A 2,880-nucleotide genomic window follows, 5' to 3' on the forward strand; every position below is an offset into this window, starting at 1 on the left:
ATTTTCAACAAGCTATTTCAGCACTCATTGAGCAAGTTAATGCAACTCCGGTTGGCCAAGTTCGTTGCATTCAAAAGCTTACAAAAGCTCCTTCGTTTTCCCTTATCGAGTGGATCCATGCTCAGCCAATGTTTCCTAAATTCTATTGGCAATCACGAGACACTCGAGAAGAAGTCGTCGCACTAGGAAAGATTCACACTTTTACTGATCCCGCACCCGCTTATGCAATCCTTGGTGATGACCAAAGGATTTGGGGAGGGCGCTCGTTCGATGGTAATACCGATAAGAACAAGCGCTGCATGTCGTCATTCTTCTTTTTGCCTCAAATTGAATTAATACGATTTGATCAACAGTGGTCACTTGCCGTCAACCTAAGCTCAGATAAAAGCAGTGAAATTGCTGCGTTAAAGCGTTTAAAAATCGATGCCGCTAACCTAGCGCCTTTAAGTGCTCACATTCAGCATATTGAACATACGCCAGAGCGTCCTCAGTGGAATGATTTGGTAGAAAAAGTATTAGACGGTATTCAGGCCAACGATTTCAAAAAAGTGGTGCTGGCTCGAAAAACGACCCTTTCGCTAGATGTGCCAATTCACGCTGCACAATTGCTTAAAGCCAGTTACCAACAAAATCATAATAGTTTCCACTTCATGTTGGTTTTAGATTCTAAGCACAGCTTTATAGGTTCGACACCTGAGCGCCTTTATAGCCGGCATGGGTCAGAGTTACATACTGAAGCGCTCGCCGGGACGATTGGCCGAGGAGAGAACGCCTCTCACGATATGGAACTGGCAAATTGGCTTGCTCAAGATGCAAAGAACCTCAACGAAAACCAATATGTTGTCGATGACATTATAGAGCGCCTAACCCCTGATTCAGAGACCATCTATGTTGAAGGTGAAGCGCACTTGGTTCGACTGCGTAAAGTTCAACATTTAAAGCGCAGCATTCATGCTCACCTAAAGCCTGGAGTAAATGCGGTTCAGCTATTGGCTTCATTGCAGCCGACTGCAGCTGTGGCGGGTTTGCCAAGGAAAGAGTCGATGGCGTTTATTGCTGAAAATGAACCTTTTGCTCGTGGTTGGTACGCAGGCTCTGTTGGGTATATTAGCCACCAAAAAGCAGAGTTGTGTGTTGCGATACGCAGTGCACTGATTGTAAATGATCAAGTACAGTTGTTTGCAGGTGCTGGGATCGTACCGGGATCGGAAGCTGAGTTAGAGTGGCAAGAGCTAAACAAAAAAATGTCGACACTATTAAGTTTGATCTCTGATCATCCTCCACTAGGAGTTGCATCATGAGTGATGACCGCGCAATTTTAAATCGAATTTGGAGCGAGACACTTTTAGAAGAGTTATCTCGTCTTGGTGTCGTTGATGTGTGTATGGCACCAGGCTCGCGTTCGACACCACTTACGTTAGAAGCGGCCGCTAATACAGCGTTAACCTTGCACAGTCACTTTGATGAACGTGGCTTAGGCTTTTATGCGCTTGGTCTAGCTAAAGCGTCAGGTAGGCCTGTTGCGATTATCGTGACTTCAGGAACAGCTGTCGCAAATTTATTACCAGCGGTTGCCGAGGCTGGGCTAACCGGTGAAAGGCTTATACTTTTAACTGCAGATAGACCGGTTGAACTGATTGGTTGTGGAGCGAACCAAGCGATTAACCAAATTGGTGTTTTTTCTTCTCATGTGACCGATACGCTAAACCTACCAAGCCCATCGGTTGATGTGGCCCTTAATTGGCTTCTTTCATCTGTCGACCAACTGGTATTTAAGCAATCACGAGAAGGTGGGCCTCTGCATATCAATTGCCCTTTTCCAGAGCCTCTTTATTCCAATAACAGCAAAGAGCATTATTCAGACTACCTGAATTCGATTGATAAGTGGAAAGGTAGCTTAAAGCCTTACACACTTCACCCTATTGCTGAACCTCTACATTGTGGCGAACCGCTGGCTGCAAATTATTTGAACTGCCGTGGAGTCGTCATTCTAGGCTCATTAGCACTAGAAGAGGCTCAGCAGGCGATAGAGTGGGCGAACACATTGGGCTGGCCTGTCTTCTGTGATTCTCAATCCGGTGTCAGTAGCGATTGGGCACATTACGACTTGTGGATGCCGTCGGTCAAAGCTCAAGAAATGCTTTCGCATTGTGATTTTGTTATTCAGTTTGGTGAGCGGATTGTTTCAAAAAGGCTCAATCAATGGGTAAGCCAACATTGTGCAGATTTCTTACCGAGCCAACATGTAGTGGTATCTCCGGGTTGCCATCGAATTAATCAGTTTCATCTGCCATTAACTCAGCTAACGACAAGTGTGAAACCTTTCGTGAGTTCACAACCAAAGCCGAGTTTAATCTCTAACACATTTGGTTGGGCTAATGACCTAATCGAAGTATCAAAAACCAGTAATTCGTTGGCTCATGCTCAGATTTTGAATAACGAATATTTGACTGAATTAGCTATCGCCGTTGACTTGTCTGCTAGAGTTAAGCAAAGAGACCTCTTTATTGGTAACAGTTTGATTGTGCGTTTGATTGATATGTTTTCAAACCTTAGCGGTAATCAAGTATTCAGTAATCGAGGCGCGTCAGGGATCGATGGCTTAGTGGCGACAATGGCTGGCGTTGTACAGGTAACTGAAAAGCCAACACTCATGTTGATTGGTGACACTTCTTTGCTGTACGACCTAAATTCGCTTGCATTGATGAGCAACGTAGAAACGCCCGTGGTGATTGTTGTTACTAATAATGACGGTGGCGCGATTTTCGACTTACTTCCAGTCCCACAGCCGCAAAAACAGAGCTTGTATCAATTACCTCATGGCTACGACTTCAAGAATGCTGCACAACAATTTAACTTACAATACAGTCAGCCAGAAAC

At 44.8% G+C, this 2,880-nt stretch carries 2 protein-coding genes; both read left to right on the forward strand.

Translation table 11 applies throughout. The features are described from left to right. A partial coding sequence (locus tag L4C33_RS21220) for an isochorismate synthase (RefSeq protein ID WP_428814376.1) occupies window positions 1-1,301 on the forward strand: 1,301 nt, incomplete at its 5' end. Continuing rightward, the coding region (menD, locus tag L4C33_RS21225; protein ID WP_428814377.1) for a 2-succinyl-5-enolpyruvyl-6-hydroxy-3-cyclohexene-1-carboxylic-acid synthase at window positions 1,298-2,880 on the forward strand (1,583 nt) is incomplete at its 3' end. The genes L4C33_RS21220 and menD, both read left to right, overlap by 4 nt.

It is taken from the genome of Vibrio makurazakiensis (assembly GCF_050337375.1).
In the GTDB taxonomy this organism is placed as follows: domain Bacteria; phylum Pseudomonadota; class Gammaproteobacteria; order Enterobacterales; family Vibrionaceae; genus Vibrio; species Vibrio makurazakiensis.